This is a genomic window from Nocardiopsis listeri NBRC 13360 (assembly GCF_001570765.1).
Lineage (GTDB): Bacteria > Actinomycetota > Actinomycetes > Streptosporangiales > Streptosporangiaceae > Nocardiopsis > Nocardiopsis listeri.
On record NZ_BCSH01000001.1, the window covers coordinates 149,260 to 165,268 of the forward strand.

16 protein-coding genes are annotated in these 16,009 nt (G+C 63.2%); 13 read left to right on the forward strand and 3 right to left on the reverse strand.

The features are described 5' to 3' along the window. Positions 1 to 60: 60 nt before the first annotated feature. The 4 genes from NLI01S_RS24930 (at position 61) to NLI01S_RS26175 (ending at position 3,578) form a co-directional block, all read left to right on the forward strand. Positions 61 to 1,683 carry a polymorphic toxin-type HINT domain-containing protein gene (locus NLI01S_RS24930; protein WP_084392203.1) on the forward strand — a complete coding sequence of 541 codons (1,623 nt, stop codon included), beginning with the start codon at positions 61 to 63 and terminating at the stop codon, positions 1,681 to 1,683. Positions 1,684 to 2,136: 453 nt separating this feature from the next. Further along, the gene (locus tag NLI01S_RS00565) at positions 2,137 to 2,526 is read left to right on the forward strand and encodes a hypothetical protein (protein ID WP_157090892.1); all 390 of its coding nucleotides are present in this window, start codon (positions 2,137 to 2,139) and stop codon (positions 2,524 to 2,526) included. Positions 2,527 to 2,687: 161 nt separating this feature from the next. After that, positions 2,688 to 3,080 (forward strand): hypothetical protein, encoded by a 393-nt coding sequence (locus NLI01S_RS00570; RefSeq protein WP_067597361.1) that lies wholly within the window; start codon positions 2,688 to 2,690, stop codon positions 3,078 to 3,080. Positions 3,081 to 3,152: 72 nt separating this feature from the next. Further along, positions 3,153 to 3,578 carry a hypothetical protein gene (locus tag NLI01S_RS26175; RefSeq protein ID WP_223809050.1) on the forward strand — a complete coding sequence of 142 codons (426 nt, stop codon included), beginning with the start codon at positions 3,153 to 3,155 and terminating at the stop codon, positions 3,576 to 3,578. Positions 3,579 to 3,636: 58 nt separating this feature from the next. Here the strand turns inward: NLI01S_RS26175 and NLI01S_RS00580 are convergent, their stop codons facing one another. Continuing rightward, positions 3,637 to 3,993 (reverse strand): hypothetical protein, encoded by a 357-nt coding sequence (locus NLI01S_RS00580; RefSeq protein WP_067597364.1) that lies wholly within the window; start codon positions 3,991 to 3,993, stop codon positions 3,637 to 3,639. After that, positions 3,990 to 4,328 carry a hypothetical protein gene (locus NLI01S_RS00585; protein ID WP_067597368.1) on the reverse strand — a complete coding sequence of 113 codons (339 nt, stop codon included), beginning with the start codon at positions 4,326 to 4,328 and terminating at the stop codon, positions 3,990 to 3,992. Before NLI01S_RS00585 ends, NLI01S_RS00580 begins: the two co-directional genes overlap by 4 nt. Positions 4,329 to 4,491: 163 nt before the next feature. Between NLI01S_RS00585 and NLI01S_RS00590 the strand changes: the two genes are divergently transcribed. The 7 genes from NLI01S_RS00590 (at position 4,492) to NLI01S_RS00615 (ending at position 10,911) form a co-directional block, all read left to right on the forward strand. Next, positions 4,492 to 4,734 carry a GntR family transcriptional regulator gene (locus NLI01S_RS00590; protein ID WP_067597371.1) on the forward strand — a complete coding sequence of 81 codons (243 nt, stop codon included), beginning with the start codon at positions 4,492 to 4,494 and terminating at the stop codon, positions 4,732 to 4,734. 387 nt (positions 4,735 to 5,121) lie between these two features. Beyond that, a complete protein-coding gene (locus NLI01S_RS00595; RefSeq protein ID WP_067597375.1) occupies positions 5,122 to 5,346 on the forward strand; it encodes a hypothetical protein in 225 nt (74 codons plus the stop codon). Next, positions 5,343 to 5,726, forward strand: a complete 384-nt coding sequence (locus tag NLI01S_RS00600; protein WP_067597378.1) for a DUF6507 family protein — start codon at positions 5,343 to 5,345, stop codon at positions 5,724 to 5,726. Before NLI01S_RS00595 ends, NLI01S_RS00600 begins: the two co-directional genes overlap by 4 nt. Positions 5,727 to 5,786: 60 nt before the next feature. Further along, complete coding sequence (locus NLI01S_RS00605) at positions 5,787 to 8,837, forward strand: YwqJ-related putative deaminase (RefSeq protein ID WP_067597381.1); 3,051 nt, start codon at positions 5,787 to 5,789, stop codon at positions 8,835 to 8,837. Between the two features lie 11 nt (positions 8,838 to 8,848). Next, the gene (locus NLI01S_RS24940; RefSeq protein WP_084392206.1) at positions 8,849 to 9,253 is read left to right on the forward strand and encodes a hypothetical protein; all 405 of its coding nucleotides are present in this window, start codon (positions 8,849 to 8,851) and stop codon (positions 9,251 to 9,253) included. 112 nt (positions 9,254 to 9,365) lie between these two features. After that, complete coding sequence (locus NLI01S_RS26180; RefSeq protein ID WP_223809051.1) at positions 9,366 to 9,728, forward strand: toxin-antitoxin system YwqK family antitoxin; 363 nt, start codon at positions 9,366 to 9,368, stop codon at positions 9,726 to 9,728. A gap of 295 nt (positions 9,729 to 10,023) precedes the next feature. Continuing rightward, positions 10,024 to 10,911: an immunity 49 family protein gene (locus NLI01S_RS00615; protein ID WP_223809052.1), complete on the forward strand. Its 888-nt coding sequence runs from the start codon at positions 10,024 to 10,026 to the stop codon at positions 10,909 to 10,911. A gap of 189 nt (positions 10,912 to 11,100) precedes the next feature. Here the strand turns inward: NLI01S_RS00615 and NLI01S_RS00620 are convergent, their stop codons facing one another. Next, positions 11,101 to 12,165 (reverse strand): LLM class flavin-dependent oxidoreductase, encoded by a 1,065-nt coding sequence (locus NLI01S_RS00620; protein ID WP_067597384.1) that lies wholly within the window; start codon positions 12,163 to 12,165, stop codon positions 11,101 to 11,103. A 113-nt stretch (positions 12,166 to 12,278) separates the two neighbouring features. Between NLI01S_RS00620 and NLI01S_RS00625 the strand changes: the two genes are divergently transcribed. Both NLI01S_RS00625 and NLI01S_RS00630 read left to right on the forward strand, forming a co-directional pair. Continuing rightward, positions 12,279 to 12,605 (forward strand): ArsR/SmtB family transcription factor, encoded by a 327-nt coding sequence (locus NLI01S_RS00625; RefSeq protein WP_067597387.1) that lies wholly within the window; start codon positions 12,279 to 12,281, stop codon positions 12,603 to 12,605. Positions 12,606 to 13,534: 929 nt separating this feature from the next. Continuing rightward, on the forward strand, positions 13,535 to 15,745 hold the full coding sequence (locus NLI01S_RS00630; protein WP_067597390.1) for a serine/threonine-protein kinase: 2,211 nt from the start codon (positions 13,535 to 13,537) through the stop codon (positions 15,743 to 15,745). The last annotated feature ends 264 nt before the right edge of the window (positions 15,746 to 16,009 follow it).

A 16,009-nucleotide genomic window follows, 5' to 3' on the forward strand; every position in this document is an offset into this window, starting at 1 on the left:
CGAGTGACTTCAGCTCTATGATGCCGCTGTCCCCAAAACCCCACTTGAGCGGATGGCCCAATGCTGCGCCGCATTCACGATCCAGATAGAGGGGCGTCCTTTGTTGAGTATGGCGCGGTCATCGTGCTGGTCTCGCTCATCGTCGCCGGGCTGTTCATCTCGGGGATCCCGCGCCAGATCAGCGATGGGATCGCTGGTGCGGTGGACGATGCTCTGAGCGGGGAGGGAACCGTACCCGAAGGTGGAGCCGGGGACGGTTCTGTGGGAGGGGGCTCGGGTTCTCCGGAAGGTGAGGCTGGCGGCGGATCCGACTCACCAGGGTCCGGCTCTTCCGAGGGGGAGCAACCCGGATCGGAAGGCTCCGGGAACGCTCCTGAGGTTGAACCTGCCCCTTACGACCCTGAGAGCGGTGAGGGTGGTGCCGCCCCCGCGGTATGGACGGGCGACGACTTCGTCGTTCAGCAGACTTGGTCCTTCGGTGACGCCTGGGATTGGGCGACCGGGGGACAGCCGGCCTTCGAGTTCGAAGACCACGGGGACTATAACTGGGACTGTGGTTGGGTGCTCCACTATCTCTGCCGTGCTGGTGGAGGGATCGCGCAAGGTGCTGACGGGGTCATTGAGGACGGCAAGACCGCCGCGTGTCACATCCACCTGTGCAGCCATGACAGCTTCAAGGAGACGTGGTCGAACACCGGGGACGGTCTGTCCGCCTTGTGGAACGACCCCGTAGGCAGCCTCGGTGACATGTGGGATGGGATGTGGGAGACACCACGACGCAACGACGAGAACCTGTCTACTGGGGATGCCTTCGTCAAGGACTTGGGCTACTGGGCCACGCAAGTTCCGGGTGCGCTGCTCAAACCCTTCAGATTCCTCGGTAACGGTGGTGGATCCTCCGATCGGGGCGGAGACGGCTCCAGTGATCGAGATCGTGATGGAACGGACTGTTCCAACAGTTTTGTTCCTGGAACCCTCGTGCTGCTTGCGAACGGAACCACGAAACCCATCGAACTGATGACGGTGGGTGATCGGGTGCTCGCCACCGATCCTGAGACCGGGGAGCAGGGGCCCCGTGAGGTCACCCATCTCATCACTGGTACCGGCGCCAAGACTCTGGTCGAGGTGGCGGTAGATGATGGCTCGGGTAAAACAGACTCGGTGACTGCTACTGATAACCATCCATTTTGGGTGTTCGATCGGGGATGGACCGACGCTATCGATTTGCAGCCAGGCGATTGGTTGCGCACCTCGGCCGGTGTTTGGGTGCAGGTCAGTACCATTGATTCCTACTCGACAAGTAGTCAACCCGTCCATAATCTTACTGTGGACGACCTACGGGCCTACTATGTCGTCTCAGGGTGGACTTCGGTCCTTGTTCATAATTCCGACCCCTGCCCTGATTGGTCGTCAAATTATGAGTCGGCTGGAGACCTCAGTGGAAAGTACACTGAGGGGCAGTCGACCCGGGATCCGGCGTCGCAGTGGTATCACGAAGAACTGAGCAATGAAGAGCTTCTCGATTCGATCAATAACGCTTCTGAAGGAGATGGTATTGCAGTGACGCCTGGTGGGACTATTGTTGGAGGGCATCATCGATGGGATGAACTTCAAACAAGAATCCAGGATGGGCGTATCGATCCGAATACATCCATTCGCATTGATGTCTACGGAGAGGATTGACGTTAAATTGCCCGCAATTGGTGTGGATGATGAAGAATTCCGTGTTTGCTATATAGATTTTAATGAGCTGATCGATGTTCAGTTGGAGGCGGAGCATGAAGGGTGGTCTGCTCGCTGGAGTTCTGTGGAAGCGCTGCGTTCCCAAGTTAAGGAGGCGCCTGTTCTTCTTCGCCCCTTGATGCGGGAGGAAAGGCATGGGGTCCTGCGGTGCTATCGATGCATATTGATTTTCTCGAACTTGGAGGGTGGGGGCGGGGTTGCCACTATGGATATATCCCGTACTCGGATCGAGTCCTTTGAACGGGTTGATGGAAATATCAATACGCGCAAATCCTTCTCCAGGATATTTTCCCTCGCAGTTGGTGGGATGTCAATGGTGTCGAAAATTTAATAGTTCATTATCTGGGAAAGCTGGTTGATCTTCTTTTCGGGTTGATATTTATGGACGGTTTCATGAAGTACAAACCACCGCTCTCGGTGCGGACCCTGCGGGTACTGCTGTGGGTGCTCGCCGTGATGATGGTCGGCAACGGCTTGGTGTCGATCGTGGAGGCCGGTGGGGGTGCCTTCGGGGTCGGTTACGCCCTCCCGTACTTTCTCCTTACCGCCTGCTTCGTGCTGTTCGCCGTCCGGGCCGGCCGTGGTGAGAAGTGGGTGTGGGTCTGCATGGTGGTGCTGTACAGCGTTTTGACCTTTCTCCAGATAGGACGCTTCCTCGGTGGGGACCCGGCGGGATTCATCGGGTTCCTCTTCCTCGTGGTCTGCCTGGTGTTGGCTCTGAGTTCCACTTCACGAGCGCACTTCTCATATTCCCATCGCAACCCGACGATGCGACGGAGATAGCGCGCCACCGCGCCGATGCACGACACGGCCTGATCCAGGCCCTGACTCTTTCGGATGAGGAACCCATGGTCTCCCCAGAGCCTCCCCACCAGCAGCCGCCGTTCTCCTCGGGTGGTACAGGTCGCCCTCCGGGCAGGACCGTCCAGGACCCGGGGCCTCGCATGCCGATTCCCCTGCACACCCTCAGGGCCCTCCTTCTGCTGATGCCGACGTGGACGCTGGTCATGATCCCCAGTGCGATCCGATGGGAGAACATTCATCTGTTCGGGGCCATGGATGTTCTGTTGACGCTTTGGCTAATGCTGCCCGGTGGTGTGGCACTGGTCTGCGCGCTGTTGTTGGGGCGTGGTGGGGGAGCCGTGCTGTACGTGGTGGCGGGGTTGTGCGTGGTGATCGTGGGGCTCAACGTCTGGTCCCACGAGTTCGGTGGGCCGCCGGTTCTCCAGGCGATTCCGTTCACCGTGCTCACCGCGATCCCGCTGTGCTTCCCGTCGTCCTGGCGCTACGCCCGTGCGCGACGGGAGTGGAAGAATGGACGAGGACACTTCCGCTGAGGTCCTTCTGAGGGCTCGGTCCGTTCGGGCCCTCTACGAGGTCCGGCACTGGAGTGAGGACTGACGGCATCGATGTGGGGCGTAACAGACGAAGCCGAGTGGTGGTTCAGCCTCGCCCAACGGTTCGAAGTGCTGGAGGAACACGTGTCGGAACTCTCCAGGTCGGCTGACGCGATGGTGGACCCTGAGGGGCCTCGCGAGGACCAGGACCGGCAGGTCGCCTTCATGGAGTTCGTGGAGAAGCTGACCTTCGCCCCCGCGGACGACATCTTGGAGATGCTCAGCACCGATTTTGAGAGGCGTTGGGGGTTGCCGGTGTGGGCACGCAACCTGGCCTACCGGCTGGCCTGCCTACAGCGGCCGGATGACCCGTACCTGCTGCGGATGGCCGCGTCGGACCTCTACCTCCACGGACCGGACTGGGACCGCCAGGCGGAGGAGCTGAATCGGCGCGCCGCCCGGATGGACCCCGAATCCTCTGAGACGGAGCCGGGATGAATCGAAATCACGAAGGCCCGGCCGGGGTGCCACTTCTGGCCGGGCCCTCAAGGTGTTGTCAGCCGCGCTCCCAGGGCTCGGGAAGCGGCGCGCCGCCGGCGATGGCTGTGCGCAGCATCCCCCAGCGGTCTCTGGCGCGGCAGAGCGCCCGCCAACAGGCGGCGTCTCCACCGGTCTCCCGGAGCGCTTCGGAGAGCGCGTCGTAGTGCTCGGTCACCTCCATGCACTCCACGCCCCCGCCACCGATCCGGATGCCCCAGGGTGCGGGCAGGTCATCGCCGGAGCGAAGGAGACGGTCGAGGCGTCCGAAGACCGCGTCCGCCGAGATGAGTCGAGTGACGGCGTCGACGGGCAGGTCGGATTCGTTGAGCAGGCGGGTGAGCCGGTCGGCGAGGGTGTCAGTGGCACGGATCATGCGGGCACCCCCTGCAGGAGAGCTCGCCGGCTCTCCCAGGCCCGGTAAGGGCCCCGAACGATCTCCACTCGCAGGGAAGCGTCCTCGATCGGTCGCCGAGGTACCGGGACCGGGGGAGTGGGAACCGAAGGAGTGGGCGGCAGCGGTTCGGGATCGGGAGAGTACGCGGTGGTGAGGTCGGCCGGCGCGACCACGTAGCGGCGGACCCGGCGAGACCGGCGACGGCGCATCTCGCCACCCAGCTCACGCAGGTACCCGAAGGCGGTGGTGTGCGCCCCTCGTGTGGGCCGGGACAGCCGGATGAGTAGGGACAGCAAGGCAGTAACGTATGGCATGGCAAGCGCTCCTAAGGTTTCGCTTGTCCGGGCCCGGGGTGTTGGCGCACCGCCGGGCCACTTTCATGATCAGGTCAAGGCCTCACTATACGTCTATCTTGTCTGGGTCGTCTAGCACGTCTGCCATATGCAGGCTGTGCGCCATGTACCTAACGTTGCAAGCATGCATGTCGACCGATTCGATCCCACGCCTCTGTACATGCAGGTGGCACACCAACTCCGTGAACAGATTCAAGCGGGCAAGCTCAAGCCACGAGATCCGCTTCCCTCGGAAGCGGCGATGGTCGCTGACTATGGGATCGCTCGGGAGACCGCCCGCCGCGCAATCGCGCTCCTTCGTGATGAAGGGCTGGTGGTGACGTTGCCCCAGCGGGGAACGTTCGTCGCACCGACGTCGGATACCTGAGTGTCGGCCCCTGCCCCCACCGCCGCTCCCTCGTGGTGGCCTTCGTCACCCGATTCCCTCGTCCTCTCGGGGTGCCGTCGAAGCCCACATGTCGTGACCTGGAGTGATGAGGAGGTTCCACTCCTTGCCCCCGGGCTGCCCAGCGCCATCCCACGCCACACCAGGGCTCCCCAAGCGTGCGCCGACGCGGAAAAATCACCAGAATCGCAACCACATCGACGATTCAGGCAACCAAACTGACAACAGGCGCATATCGACCCTTGGGAAGGCAGGCCCGTGAGGTTCGCGTTCGTCTATGACGAAACGGGGAGCACATATCCGACCGGGGACACACCCCCACCCCCGGAACAGCAGGAACAACGATCGGACCGGCCGCCGCACCCCGCTGTGCGCATCGCCGTAGCCGCCGAACGGGTGCGCACCCGAGGCGCCACCGACTTCCATCGGACCCTGGCCTGTCTGGACCGGATGTGGCACACCATCTCGGTCCACGACTCCACATCGCCCAACGCTTCCGGGCAGGCGATCGACTGGGCGAGCGATGAGGTCGACTCCGACGAGATGTTCCGTCCCCAGGCGTTCCGTGCTCCGACCCGGGGAGGACGGGCATGAGTGAGTGGTCCATCGACCCGGTCCAGGTCGGTTCGGTGCTCTCCGAAACAGCCGAACATCTGGGTGAGGAAGGTGGCGGCTCGGGGCTGTTGGGGCACATGAGTCAGTTGGAAACGCGGATCACCGCGGTCAACTCCCACATCAACAGCGCCCCCATCGGTATCGCGATCGGTGAGTTCGCCGAGCACAACTTCGCCATGTTGGGCGACATGCTCTCGCTGACCGCTTCGGCCCTCCAGGGCGCGGGTGAGGCCACTACCGCCTATGTCGAGGGTGATCAGGACATGGCGGCCCAAGCCCAGGCCCAAGCCGGCGACGTGCCCGACCCCAACGCCCCGTCCGGTCCTGTGGGCGGTCCCGGTGCGGGCCGGCCCGTCTGACCGGCTGATCCCTGGTTTTCCCCTTCCCCCCTTTTCCCCTGTCTTGTTTTGGAGTTCGTTGTGCCGATCGCGGACCCGGGTGCGGGCGCGGCCACCCCCGCAGACCCCCTGAGCGTCAAGGAACAGGAAGACCGTCTCAGAGACGGTGAGGGCGTCATCAGCCCGTTGACCTTCCCCGAACCGTCGGTGTCGGTGGGCTATGTCGAGGCCATGGCTTCGGGGTTGCGTGAGCTGGGCACCTCGATCGCCGACACCGGCAACGACATCACCGGCTCTTGGGCCGGGTTGAACGGGCCCTACTCCGCCCCGGAGGCCGAGACCCTGTTCTCGGTCCTGGACCCGGTGGCCACCGACGGCGACACCGTGGGTGAGGAGTTGGACCGGGCTGCCCGGGCGTTGGAGAACTTCGCCGAGGACGTGGCCGACATCAAGACCCGCTGGTCCAACCTGCGGGTGGAGGCTTATGACCTGCGTTCCCGGATCGCCGCCGAGGGTGATGGCTGGGACAAGGGCGGTGGGTTCCTCGGGTTCGGTGACAGCCCGTTGAAGGAGGAGAACGATGCCCTGATCGAGCGGGGCGGAAAGATCATCACCGACTACACCGAGGTCGAGAACACCTGCGCCAACGCGATCAACGCCGGGATTTCGGGGCGCACCAACTTCGAGAAGCAGCCCGAGGGGGATGCCGAGCTCGACCCGAACGTGTTCTACCACGGGTTCGACCAGGACATCTCGGAATTGGCCGAGGCGTGGGGCCATGAGAATGCCCAGACCGACCACGGGTGGTGGGTCGATGTCAGTCATGCGGTGTGGGACTTCGGTGTGGACGCGGTGCAGGGTGTGGGCGCGATGGTGGGCGCGCACTCCTCGGAGGGCTGGTTCCAGGCCTCGTGGGGGGATGCGCTCAAGGAGTACCACTGGGACAACCTGACCTCGGCGGCCTCGTTGGTGGGGATGTATGACGCCGAGTCCGACTCGCTTGGGTGGAACGGCGGGGAGGGTGTGGGCGAGGCGTGGAAGGACCTGGCGCACTCGGTGGTGCCGTGGGAGGAGTGGGGGGATCGTCCCGGTTATGTGATCGGGACGGCGGCGTTGAACGTCATCGGTCTGGTGGGCGGTGCGGCGCTGACGGCCACCGGTGTGGGTGCGGTGGTGGGTGTGCCGTTGATGGCCTGGCGTGGGATGTCCATCATGGACGGGATGGGCGGCTCGGGTCGTGGCGGTGCCGGTGGGGTGGATATCGATCTGCCCGATGTCTCCCAGGTGCCGCAGTTCGGTGGTTCGGGGTCGCCGCTGATCAACCTGGCCGGGAGGGCCCTGGACGCCACCGGGTTCGGCCCGAGCCAGTTGGCCGATTTCAAGGCCATGGTCAACCGCTTGATGCCGTCCGGCCAGAGCGGGGTCGAGCCGGCCGGTTCCGCCTCGACGCAGACGGCCGGGGAAACCGAGGGTGGACGTCCCAGTGGTGCTCGCCCGACGCAGGCGACTACAGAGACTGATCAACGCCCCATCCAGCGCCCGGTACAGGACCCCACGGTTGCCGACACCTTGGCCTTCGATGACATCGTGAACCACCCCGACAACCAGGCCTTCGGGGATCAGGTCCGCAGTACCCGCCAAGACCAGATCGATCAGGTGGACCGAGCAGCCAAGACCGGTTCGAATGGCGCACCTGCTTCGGAAGAGGGTAGGTGGATCGGTGATGCCGGCGACGGTCGTGGGCCCGAGGGGATGGGGGACAAGGAACCGGCGATGGCCGGTGGTGGTCGTCCGAGCGACACCATGGAGGCCTCCGCTGCCAGGAACACGCCGGCCCCTGTGGAGCAGGTGCGGCTCACTGACGTCGATGGGCCCGGTGGTGGTCGTCCCTTCGGCAACGAGATCGCCGAAAGCCGGGGCGATCACGGCACCGACACCAGCGACCGCAACCCCACTGTCCGTAACCAGGACGGCGACGGCTCCGGGTCGCCCAAGGATGGCTCAGGCAACGACAACGGATCCAACAATATCAAGGACGAGAGGAATCCCTCTGCTGAGGAAACCTTCGCCAACAGGAAACAGATCCCACCCTCTGCCCCCACTCCGGATATTACTGACGAATCTCCAATAAGTGGTCCAGGGGAAAATGGAAACGACGCAGGTGACAATGATGACAATCAAGCCAGAAATGAGGATAACCAAGAACGAACTGGCCAACATGAGAGGGTAAGTCAAGGGGATGGGGATGCGCTTAATGGTAAGCCAACGGAGGGTGAGTGGTCTGAGTCGCTTCCGAAGGTTTACCCCAAGAGTGAATTGGAAAATCTACCTGGCCCTCGTTTCACTCCAGAGGGGAGTCCTAGGCCAATTACAGTAGACCCGTCTAGGGGAGGGCTGCTTGAAGAAATCATCGAGCAAAATGGGTTTGAAATAACCAGGAAAAACGGACTCATAGAGACGATTAACGGAAGGCCGCATAATGAATTCATTCGCGAAAGGGTGAAAGAAAGGCGATTGGAGATCAACGGGTTTACTGACCCGAGTATCAAGAAAAACAAGCGTCCAATGGTGGAGTTCTTGAAGACTGGGGAAGCCTCGCCCTCTCTGAGGCATGTCAGTCAGAAAGACCTCGGTGCGGCTCGCGGTGGCGTTTACTCCATTGTGCTTGATCGTAAGACCGGGCTACTCGCAGAGGGTTTCAACGGCAGGGACCGAAGCGTCGAAATTTCACCGGAGGATCTACATCCGGCTCTTAGGGACAGACTAAACAAGATGATCGACGAGGCGGAAAAGGACGAAAATGGAGACCCGATATTTCCTCATGGTGACAATCCGCTTCGTCACGCTGAGGTTAAAGCTACCAATGAGCTCCTTCTGAGTAGGCCGGATGCTCAGGTCAGCGATTTTTCTCAGGATACTGTATTTCTGTTCAAGGAAGATCCTGCCGTAAATTGGTCGAAGAACAACCCGCCTGACAAGCCTGCTCCTCCCCGAATGACACCAGGAGAGCTAGAAGAATTCCAGAAAGCTCCGTGTTGCGCGAACTGTAGTAGGATGACTGATGGAGTCCCTAGCCCGAACTCGGAGAAGTTTTGGTTCCCTTCCGGCGACCCAAGAAATGGCCCACATTAAGGAGTCGTATAATGCGCAGAGTAAATGAAGAGTCAATAGAGTATCCAGACATGACTTACGCATTTCTGGATGGGGAACCCTTCTCGGGGCAGGCTGTAGAGTACGAAGATGGGTTTCCTTCTGAGCTGACGACCTATATTGATGGAAAGAATGATGGTCCTCAGTTGAGTTGGGCTGAGGGGGGGCAGTTGACCGCCTTGGGGAACTTGACGCCCAACCATGGTTCAGTGGGTCCATGGCATTACTGGGATGAGGAAGGGAACTTGGTCGGTGAAGTGATTAAGGACAGGTTGGGAAATACTAGAGTAATCCGGAATTGGGATAAGGGGGGGAATCTTATTCGCGAGGAGAAGCGCGCCCCTGTTATTGTCAGCCGTAAGGCCAGGGAGGAGGGTGAAAATCCCCCCTGGAGATAGTTGAGTGCAGTAAAGTTAGTCATGAGAAAATCGCGTGCCGGCCTAGCTTAGGGAGAAAATCATCAAACGGGTTGGATTTGACGAGCTGAAAGATTCGAAAGAATCTCCAGGCGTGAAAACTCTCGATCTAATTCCATTTACCGGGGAAGCTATTCTGCTTGGAGAAAATGGCGGGAAGGAGCTTCGGACATTTATTGAGGGGTTGGAAGACGGGCCTGTTTTGGTCTGGAGTCCCAGCGGAAAGCTGGTCGCGCAAGGTAACCGTTACTATCTCTACGGGCCTGTCGGACCCTGGCATGAATGGGATGAGCAGGGACGCTTGCTTCGGGAGACCATCTACGACGCTTTGGGTAACAGGATAATCCATCGGGAACTAGATGAGAATCTCAACATCGTCAAGCAGGAGCGGTTCGCTCCCACCACCCTGATGGCCGACCCTGAAACTGGGGAACAGTATCCTGCCCCTTGGCTCTGAGAGCTCATCTCAAAAGCCGTTGGCTTGTGGAGTCCTCTCGGCAAGATCTATTTCTGTGGCTCTTTGAGGTTCAGTGCGGTTTGGGTGTTGGCCGCGATCCGGACCGGGATCAGGCTGCCGTGCCCCAGGGCTCGCCGGCGTTGCCTCAGCTCAGTAGGGTATGGCCGTAACGTAGAAGCTGGCCACGAGAATGGCCATTTCTTTCGCCGTCCCGCCTGTCCCACCATTTCCACCTTCGGACGATGGCCGCTTTGGGGAATTTAATGAGATTTTTTGGCCTCCGGAAGGGGAAAAAGTGAAATACTCGATTCCTGTGCATGATCTGAGCCATCGAGATGAGCCAGGGAGAAGCGAGCGCCATAGGGAAGATCGGGAGGAGTACTCGGAGATTCTAGAGCACAACCCCGGTGGCGTAGACATCATGGTCGGCTCCTTCCATATCGCCACTACCTACAAAACCGTGGCGGATCCCGAGGTGGTCGAGTTGGACACCTGGGAAGCCTGGGTGGCCGACATGCAGATGCACTACGCACTCTTCAAGATCACGACTTCTCCTGAGGGCGAGCCCTTGGAGTTGATGATCAACCACAAGGTGCGTAAGACCAAGGCGACGGGGCCTGACTACTCGGCCAACGCGGGTAACTGGACCACCGCGTTCTTCCTGGCCGTCATCTGTCGTGAGCAGGAGCGGTATCGGGAGCTCTGTGAGATCCCGGTGGAGACGCTTCGTGAGTACGGGGAGTCGGAGGGAACCCGCTACAACCCCTACGTCTACTACTGGATCGCCGCTCTTCAAGACTTTGTTCTGGGCGGCCCGGATCTGGGTGAGAACCTGCTCAAGGCGATGGAGCTGTCTGCGCCTGAGCAGTCCGAGATCGGTAGCGCGGAGAGCCTCGACAAGCTGATCTTCCCCCAGTTGAATGCCTTCCGCTATTTGGTGCAGCGGGACAGTGACGGGTTCAATGAGGCGCTGGCGGAGGGGTTGGTGTCGCATGCCGAGTTCTGGACGACCGAGGACCGTGTCAACGAGATCGATGGGGTCTTTCATCTGGGTCTTCTGGCCCTCGCGTGTCTGGCCTATGACACCGCGGAGGTGGATCCTGACTTCAGCCTCGAAGTCGAATCCGGGTATCTGCCCAAGCATCTCGTGCGCAGGTCCTGGTACGGCGAGTTCCCCACGTGATCGGCCTCTGCGTGATCGGCCGCTGTACGGGCAGAGGTCTGCTCACCCTCGAGCCTTGGACATAAGTGTGGGGCGAGGCCCTCGCGACCTCGCCCCACACCCCGGTGGCCGGGGGAGACGGTCCGGGTCCTGCCTGACCCGGTTCCGCCACCCTTGACCCAGTTCCCCCGACCAGGGTCTTGTGTCCCCTCAGCCCTCTTTGGCCGCCCCCAGGTCGTACAGGTCGGCGAGCGCCTCATAGGAGTACATGCGGGCCTTCTTGTCGAAGATCATCGACGAGACCATCAGCTCGTCCACGCCGGTGTCGGCGACGAACTGGTCGATCTTGGCCTTGACGGTCTCGGGTGCACCAACGAACGAGTAGCGCAGCATCGACTCCAGCTGCTGCTTCTCCCCGGGCCGCCACATGGTGTCGAGCGACGTGGGGTCGATGGGCGGCGGCAGGAGCCCGCGGGCGTTGCGCAGGGTGCCCAGGAACGATTGCTGCATGGAGGTGAACAGCTTCCGCGCCTCGTTGTCGGTGGGGGCGATGAACACGTTGACCCCCGCCATGACGTAGGGCCGCGTCGACTGCTCGGAGGGCGCGAAGTTCTCCCGGTAGGAGGCCAGGGCCTCGTACAGCGCCTGCGGTGCGAAGTGCGAGGCGAACGCGTACGGCAGCCCCAGATGGGCGGCCAGCTGGGCGCCGAACAGGCTCGACCCGAGGATCCACAGCGGCACGCGAAGCCCTTCGCCGGGCACGGCGCGCACCGGTTGGCCGGGGGATGCCGGTTCGAAGAAGGCCTGCAACTCCTGGACGTCCTGCGGGAACGTGGAGGAGGCGGAGTGGTCGCGGCGCAGCGCACGCATGGTGCGCGGGTCGGTGCCGGGCGCGCGGCCCAGTCCCAGGTCGACGCGGCCGGGGTAGAGGGAGGCCAGGGTGCCGAACTGTTCGGCGATCACCAGGGGCGAGTGGTTGGGGAGCATGACGCCGCCCGAACCCACGCGGATGGTGGAGGTGCCCTCGGCGATGAAGCCCAGGGCCACGGAGGTGGCGGCGCTGGCGATGGCGCGCATGTTGTGGTGCTCGGACAGCCAGAACCGGGTGTAGCCCCAGCTCTCCAGGTTCTGGGCGAGTTCGCGGGCGTCACGGAGGGCCTGACCGGGCTCGGAACCCTCGACGATGCTCGCGTGGTCCAGGACGGACAGGGCGAGCCCGCCCCCGGGTACGGGTGATCCGGGAAGGTTCTCTCTGGCGCTCTCGGCTTCGGTCATCTCAGTTACCCCCACTGACCTCGGATGTTCGATGATCGACGATCATCGAACATTGACGGTACACTCGCGCCTGAACGCATACCAAATCCGAACGGGTGAGTGGAGGTGGGGCTATGGCACCCCGGGGTGTGTCCAAGGGGCCGGAGCATCCGGCGTTGGACGAGGTCGAACTGGTCACGGTCCTGTCCGCGCTGGCCGAGCCCACGAGGCTGCGGATCGTGTGCATGCTCGCGGCGCTGGAGGGCGAGCGGGCCTGGAAGGACATCGATCTGCCGATCGCGCAGTCCACGCTCAGCCATCACCTGAAGATCCTGCGCAACGCGGGTCTGTTGCTGAATCGGACCGAGGGCACGCGGTGCTTCGTGTCGTTGCGCGACCAGGAGCTGGAGGGGCGCTTTCCGGGGCTGCTCGAGACGGTGCTCAACTGCCGGGACCGCTGACCCCACCGTGACCGGTGTCATCCTCAGCTTGTTCACGATGGGACCAACGAAGGTGGCCGCGATCGAGTTCCCAAGACGTGCGGAAGACCCGGCGATCCCTTCCCCCCTGATGCGAGAGATCGCCGGGCCTCCACCCCCTATGGCAAGGGCCCCCGAACCCTCTGGTCCCCATCTCCCTCCCAGTGCCTGTCGGCCGGAGGGCAGTAGAGCCAGAGGCCCTGTGACGGTGGTGAGGTATCCACGTGCGTGAAGAACGTGGATTCCCCCGATAAACCTCACCGCCGTACTTCGGAAATAGGACTATCGAAAGTTCTACCCGGGAATGACGAACTATCGATATTCCTCTCCTCTTCGGCCCGCCCGGCCTCGTGTGACTAACGTGGAAAAGCGGGCCCGTGATGTACTCTAGCGCCTTCCCGGACCATTCTTGACCCGTGCCGCTGGGTCGGGTCGTGGCCGACGCGACCCAGTGGACGTGGAGTGTCGAGTACACCGTGTGGACACCACGACGGCCGCGGTCCTCGATGCGAAGACCACCGCGGTCGGCTGTCCGACGACAACGAGTATGCCTGAGAACGTGCGTCGTCCGCAGCCATTCGAGATTAATCGTCGAAGTTGATCGTGGGGTTTGGCCGGACCCGGCCATCGGTATTTTGTTGGTTCATATGCCTCGAAGGAACCACTTGGTGGTACTGCGGGGCGATCGTGTAGGGCCAACGGGATTCAGGACGAAGGGCCCGATATCTGGAGTTCGACGGGAAAGAGGGATCGCGCGGACGCAATGGTCGCACGGGGTTGCGGCCGATGGTTCCGGTGACGGAGGTGAGAACCGCGTCCGCGCGGGCAGGTCCTAGCACCAAGAGGCCGCTGACGGCATCCCACCTTCCGGTAGTGTGCCTCGCTCCCCCCGGCTTGCAGAAGGGTCACTCGTGAACATCGGTGAAGAGTCCACCAACGGCCATCGGCCGACCGACGACGTCGGGAACCGGATCGGCGAGACCTTCGGCGGATACCGGCTCACCGAGGTTCTGGGCGTGGGCGGTTTCGGCACCGTCTACCTGGGGCGCCATGACGATGGCCACGTCGCCGCCATCAAGGTCCTGCACGAGCCGGCCGGCGCTTCTCCGGTGGAACGCGAACGCGACCGAGAGCGTTTCCGCAAGGAGGTCGAGCACAACAAGCAGGTCAAGCGGTACTTCATCGCCGAGGTGTTCGACGCAGGGACCGAGGACGACCCGCCCTGGGTGGTGACGGAGTACGTCGAGGGCAGGACCCTGCGCGAACTCGTCGGTGAGGAAGGACCCCTGTACGGCGACCCCCTCTACCGGCTGGCGCTCGCCACCGCCACGTCCCTGGGGGCCGTGCACGGCGCCAACATCGTCCACCGCGACTTCACCCCCACCAACATCATCATCACCAGCGAGGGCGTCCGGGTCATCGACTTCGGGATCGCCCGCACCCTGGACAACCGCACCGCCCTGGCCAGCGGGCTCATCGGCACTCCGCGGTACATGGCGCCCGAACAGGCCAACGGTTCCGAGGTCACCGCCGCCATCGACGTGCACGCCTGGGGAGCGGTGATGGCCTTCGCGGCGACCGGCGGGCACGTGTTCGACGCGCCCAACGACCACCGCATCCTCGAACGGATCAAACACGACACCCCCGACCTGCGGGGAGTGCCCGACTACCTGGCGAGGATCGTGGCGAGCTGTCTGCACAAGGAACCGGAGCGGCGCCCCACGTCCTACCGACTCCTGGCCATCCTCCTGGGCAAGGAGGTCCCGCCCGAGCACGAACGCCTCGAGGCCGGCCACGCGAGCGGCACCCTGCTGCTGGACGAGGGCGTGCAGGCCTACTGGCGCAGCGTCAGTGGCAGTAGACGGTCGCCCTTCCAGATCGCGGGCGTGTACTACGCCGACCCCACCGAACTCGCCGCGGGCATGCAGGAACGGTGGGCGGAGGCGCACGAGATGCTGAGTGAGCCGCGCGAACGCCACGCGTTGCTGCGTTGGCTGCCCGAGAAGGACAGTGGGGCCCACCGGGTGGTGGGAGCGCTACCGGAGGACTACGGGGGCGCCGACGTCCAGGCCGCCCACCTGATCGCCGAACTCGACCCCCACCTGGGTGCGCTCTTCCGCGACGTCGACATGTCCTGGGGCGCCCTGTTCAGTACCCGGGACGGGCGCGCCTGGCCGTACCGGGACGGCGAGTACGACTCGCTCATGCACTTCATCGAGCGCTATGACCTGTTGGGGGCGTTCGGCAAGCACCACTGCTTCCGCAACGAACACGCGCCGTGCGTGTGGGGCGCTCCGTGCGTCCTGTACGGCAGGGTCGCCCGCCAGGCCAGGGTCTTGTTCGATCGGCTGCGCAGGGGGCAGGAGTGGATGAACAGGGTCGCCGAGTCCTTGGCGTTCACTCCGAGGGAGATCTCGCCGGTGCGCAAGGGCGACCTCGTCCACATGCTCGCCACCCACGACAAGCGCGATGCGGACGCGGGTGTGCTGGTGGCGTGGGTGACGCAGGGGTTCCAGGAGGGTCCCGAACAGCAGGTCCTCCAACGGGTGCGCGCCGCCATCGAGGAGGCCGACGACCCGTGGCCGGTCGCCGTGGCGCTGCGGGCCCAGCGCGAGGACCTGTCGACGGTGGCGGAGCGGGGAAAGCGGCTGCGCGACCGCGCCGAGGCGCGGCGGGCACTGCGGGCGAAGGCGGTGGGGGAGGACCGGGACGAGGGAGCGCCCTCCGAGTCGCGAACCGGCGAGGCCGTGCGGGAGCGGTCACAGGAGAGACTGGAAGCCTTGGAGAACGGTGTCTCCCGATACCTGCCCCGGGGCCTGTCGATCCTGGGCGCGGGTACGGCGACGGTGGGGCTGGTCTTCGGCGTCGCCTACACGAGCTCCCTGGGCGTGCTCGCCTTGGTGATGATCCTCGCCGGTCTCGCCCTCGGCGCGATCGGAACGGTCCTGGGACGGGACCAGGGCAGGGAGGTCGACGCGCTGCGGCGGCGCCTGGAGGAGGGCCCCGGCACGATCACCCGACCGCCGGCCGTCGTCGAGGACGACGACGGATACGAGGGCGATGCGGGAAGCGAGGAGCAGCTCAAGAAGTTGCGCGGGCACCTGTCTGATTTTCCGGGCTGAGTACGAATTCCGTCCTCCCGCCCAACAACCTGATAACGGCCGAGGACGCGAAACGGGGCCTTTGGATGCTGTGGCGCCGGTCTCATTCGTCGATTCGCGAAGGAACGCATGGAACCTGGAACCACGATGAACAGCGGCTTCCCGGCCTGGGGGCGGTCGCACGTGTGGCGGTGGATGGTCGACCGAAAGCCCTTTCCGGGCGGCCCCGTAGGGCTTTTCGATACCGCGGACCCGGCGACGGGTACCCCGACGATTGGGTAGATT

Excerpts from the sequence above, each read along its gene's own strand:
- NLI01S_RS24940 (WP_084392206.1), top strand. The coding sequence starts at position 8,849 with ATGCGCAGAGTAAATGAAGAGTCAATAGAGTATCCAGACATGACTTAC.
- NLI01S_RS26175 (WP_223809050.1), top strand. The coding sequence starts at position 3,153 with ATGTGGGGCGTAACAGACGAAGCCGAGTGGTGGTTCAGCCTCGCCCAA.
- NLI01S_RS00585 (WP_067597368.1), bottom strand. The coding sequence starts at position 4,328 with ATGCCATACGTTACTGCCTTGCTGTCCCTACTCATCCGGCTGTCCCGG.
- NLI01S_RS00590 (WP_067597371.1), top strand. The coding sequence starts at position 4,492 with ATGCATGTCGACCGATTCGATCCCACGCCTCTGTACATGCAGGTGGCA.
- NLI01S_RS24930 (WP_084392203.1), top strand. The coding sequence starts at position 61 with ATGCTGCGCCGCATTCACGATCCAGATAGAGGGGCGTCCTTTGTTGAG.
- NLI01S_RS00570 (WP_067597361.1), top strand. The coding sequence starts at position 2,688 with ATGCCGATTCCCCTGCACACCCTCAGGGCCCTCCTTCTGCTGATGCCG.
- NLI01S_RS00625 (WP_067597387.1), top strand. The coding sequence starts at position 12,279 with ATGGCACCCCGGGGTGTGTCCAAGGGGCCGGAGCATCCGGCGTTGGAC.
- NLI01S_RS00580 (WP_067597364.1), bottom strand. The coding sequence starts at position 3,993 with ATGATCCGTGCCACTGACACCCTCGCCGACCGGCTCACCCGCCTGCTC.
- NLI01S_RS00620 (WP_067597384.1), bottom strand. The coding sequence starts at position 12,165 with ATGACCGAAGCCGAGAGCGCCAGAGAGAACCTTCCCGGATCACCCGTA.
- NLI01S_RS00600 (WP_067597378.1), top strand. The coding sequence starts at position 5,343 with ATGAGTGAGTGGTCCATCGACCCGGTCCAGGTCGGTTCGGTGCTCTCC.
- NLI01S_RS00565 (WP_157090892.1), top strand. The coding sequence starts at position 2,137 with ATGAAGTACAAACCACCGCTCTCGGTGCGGACCCTGCGGGTACTGCTG.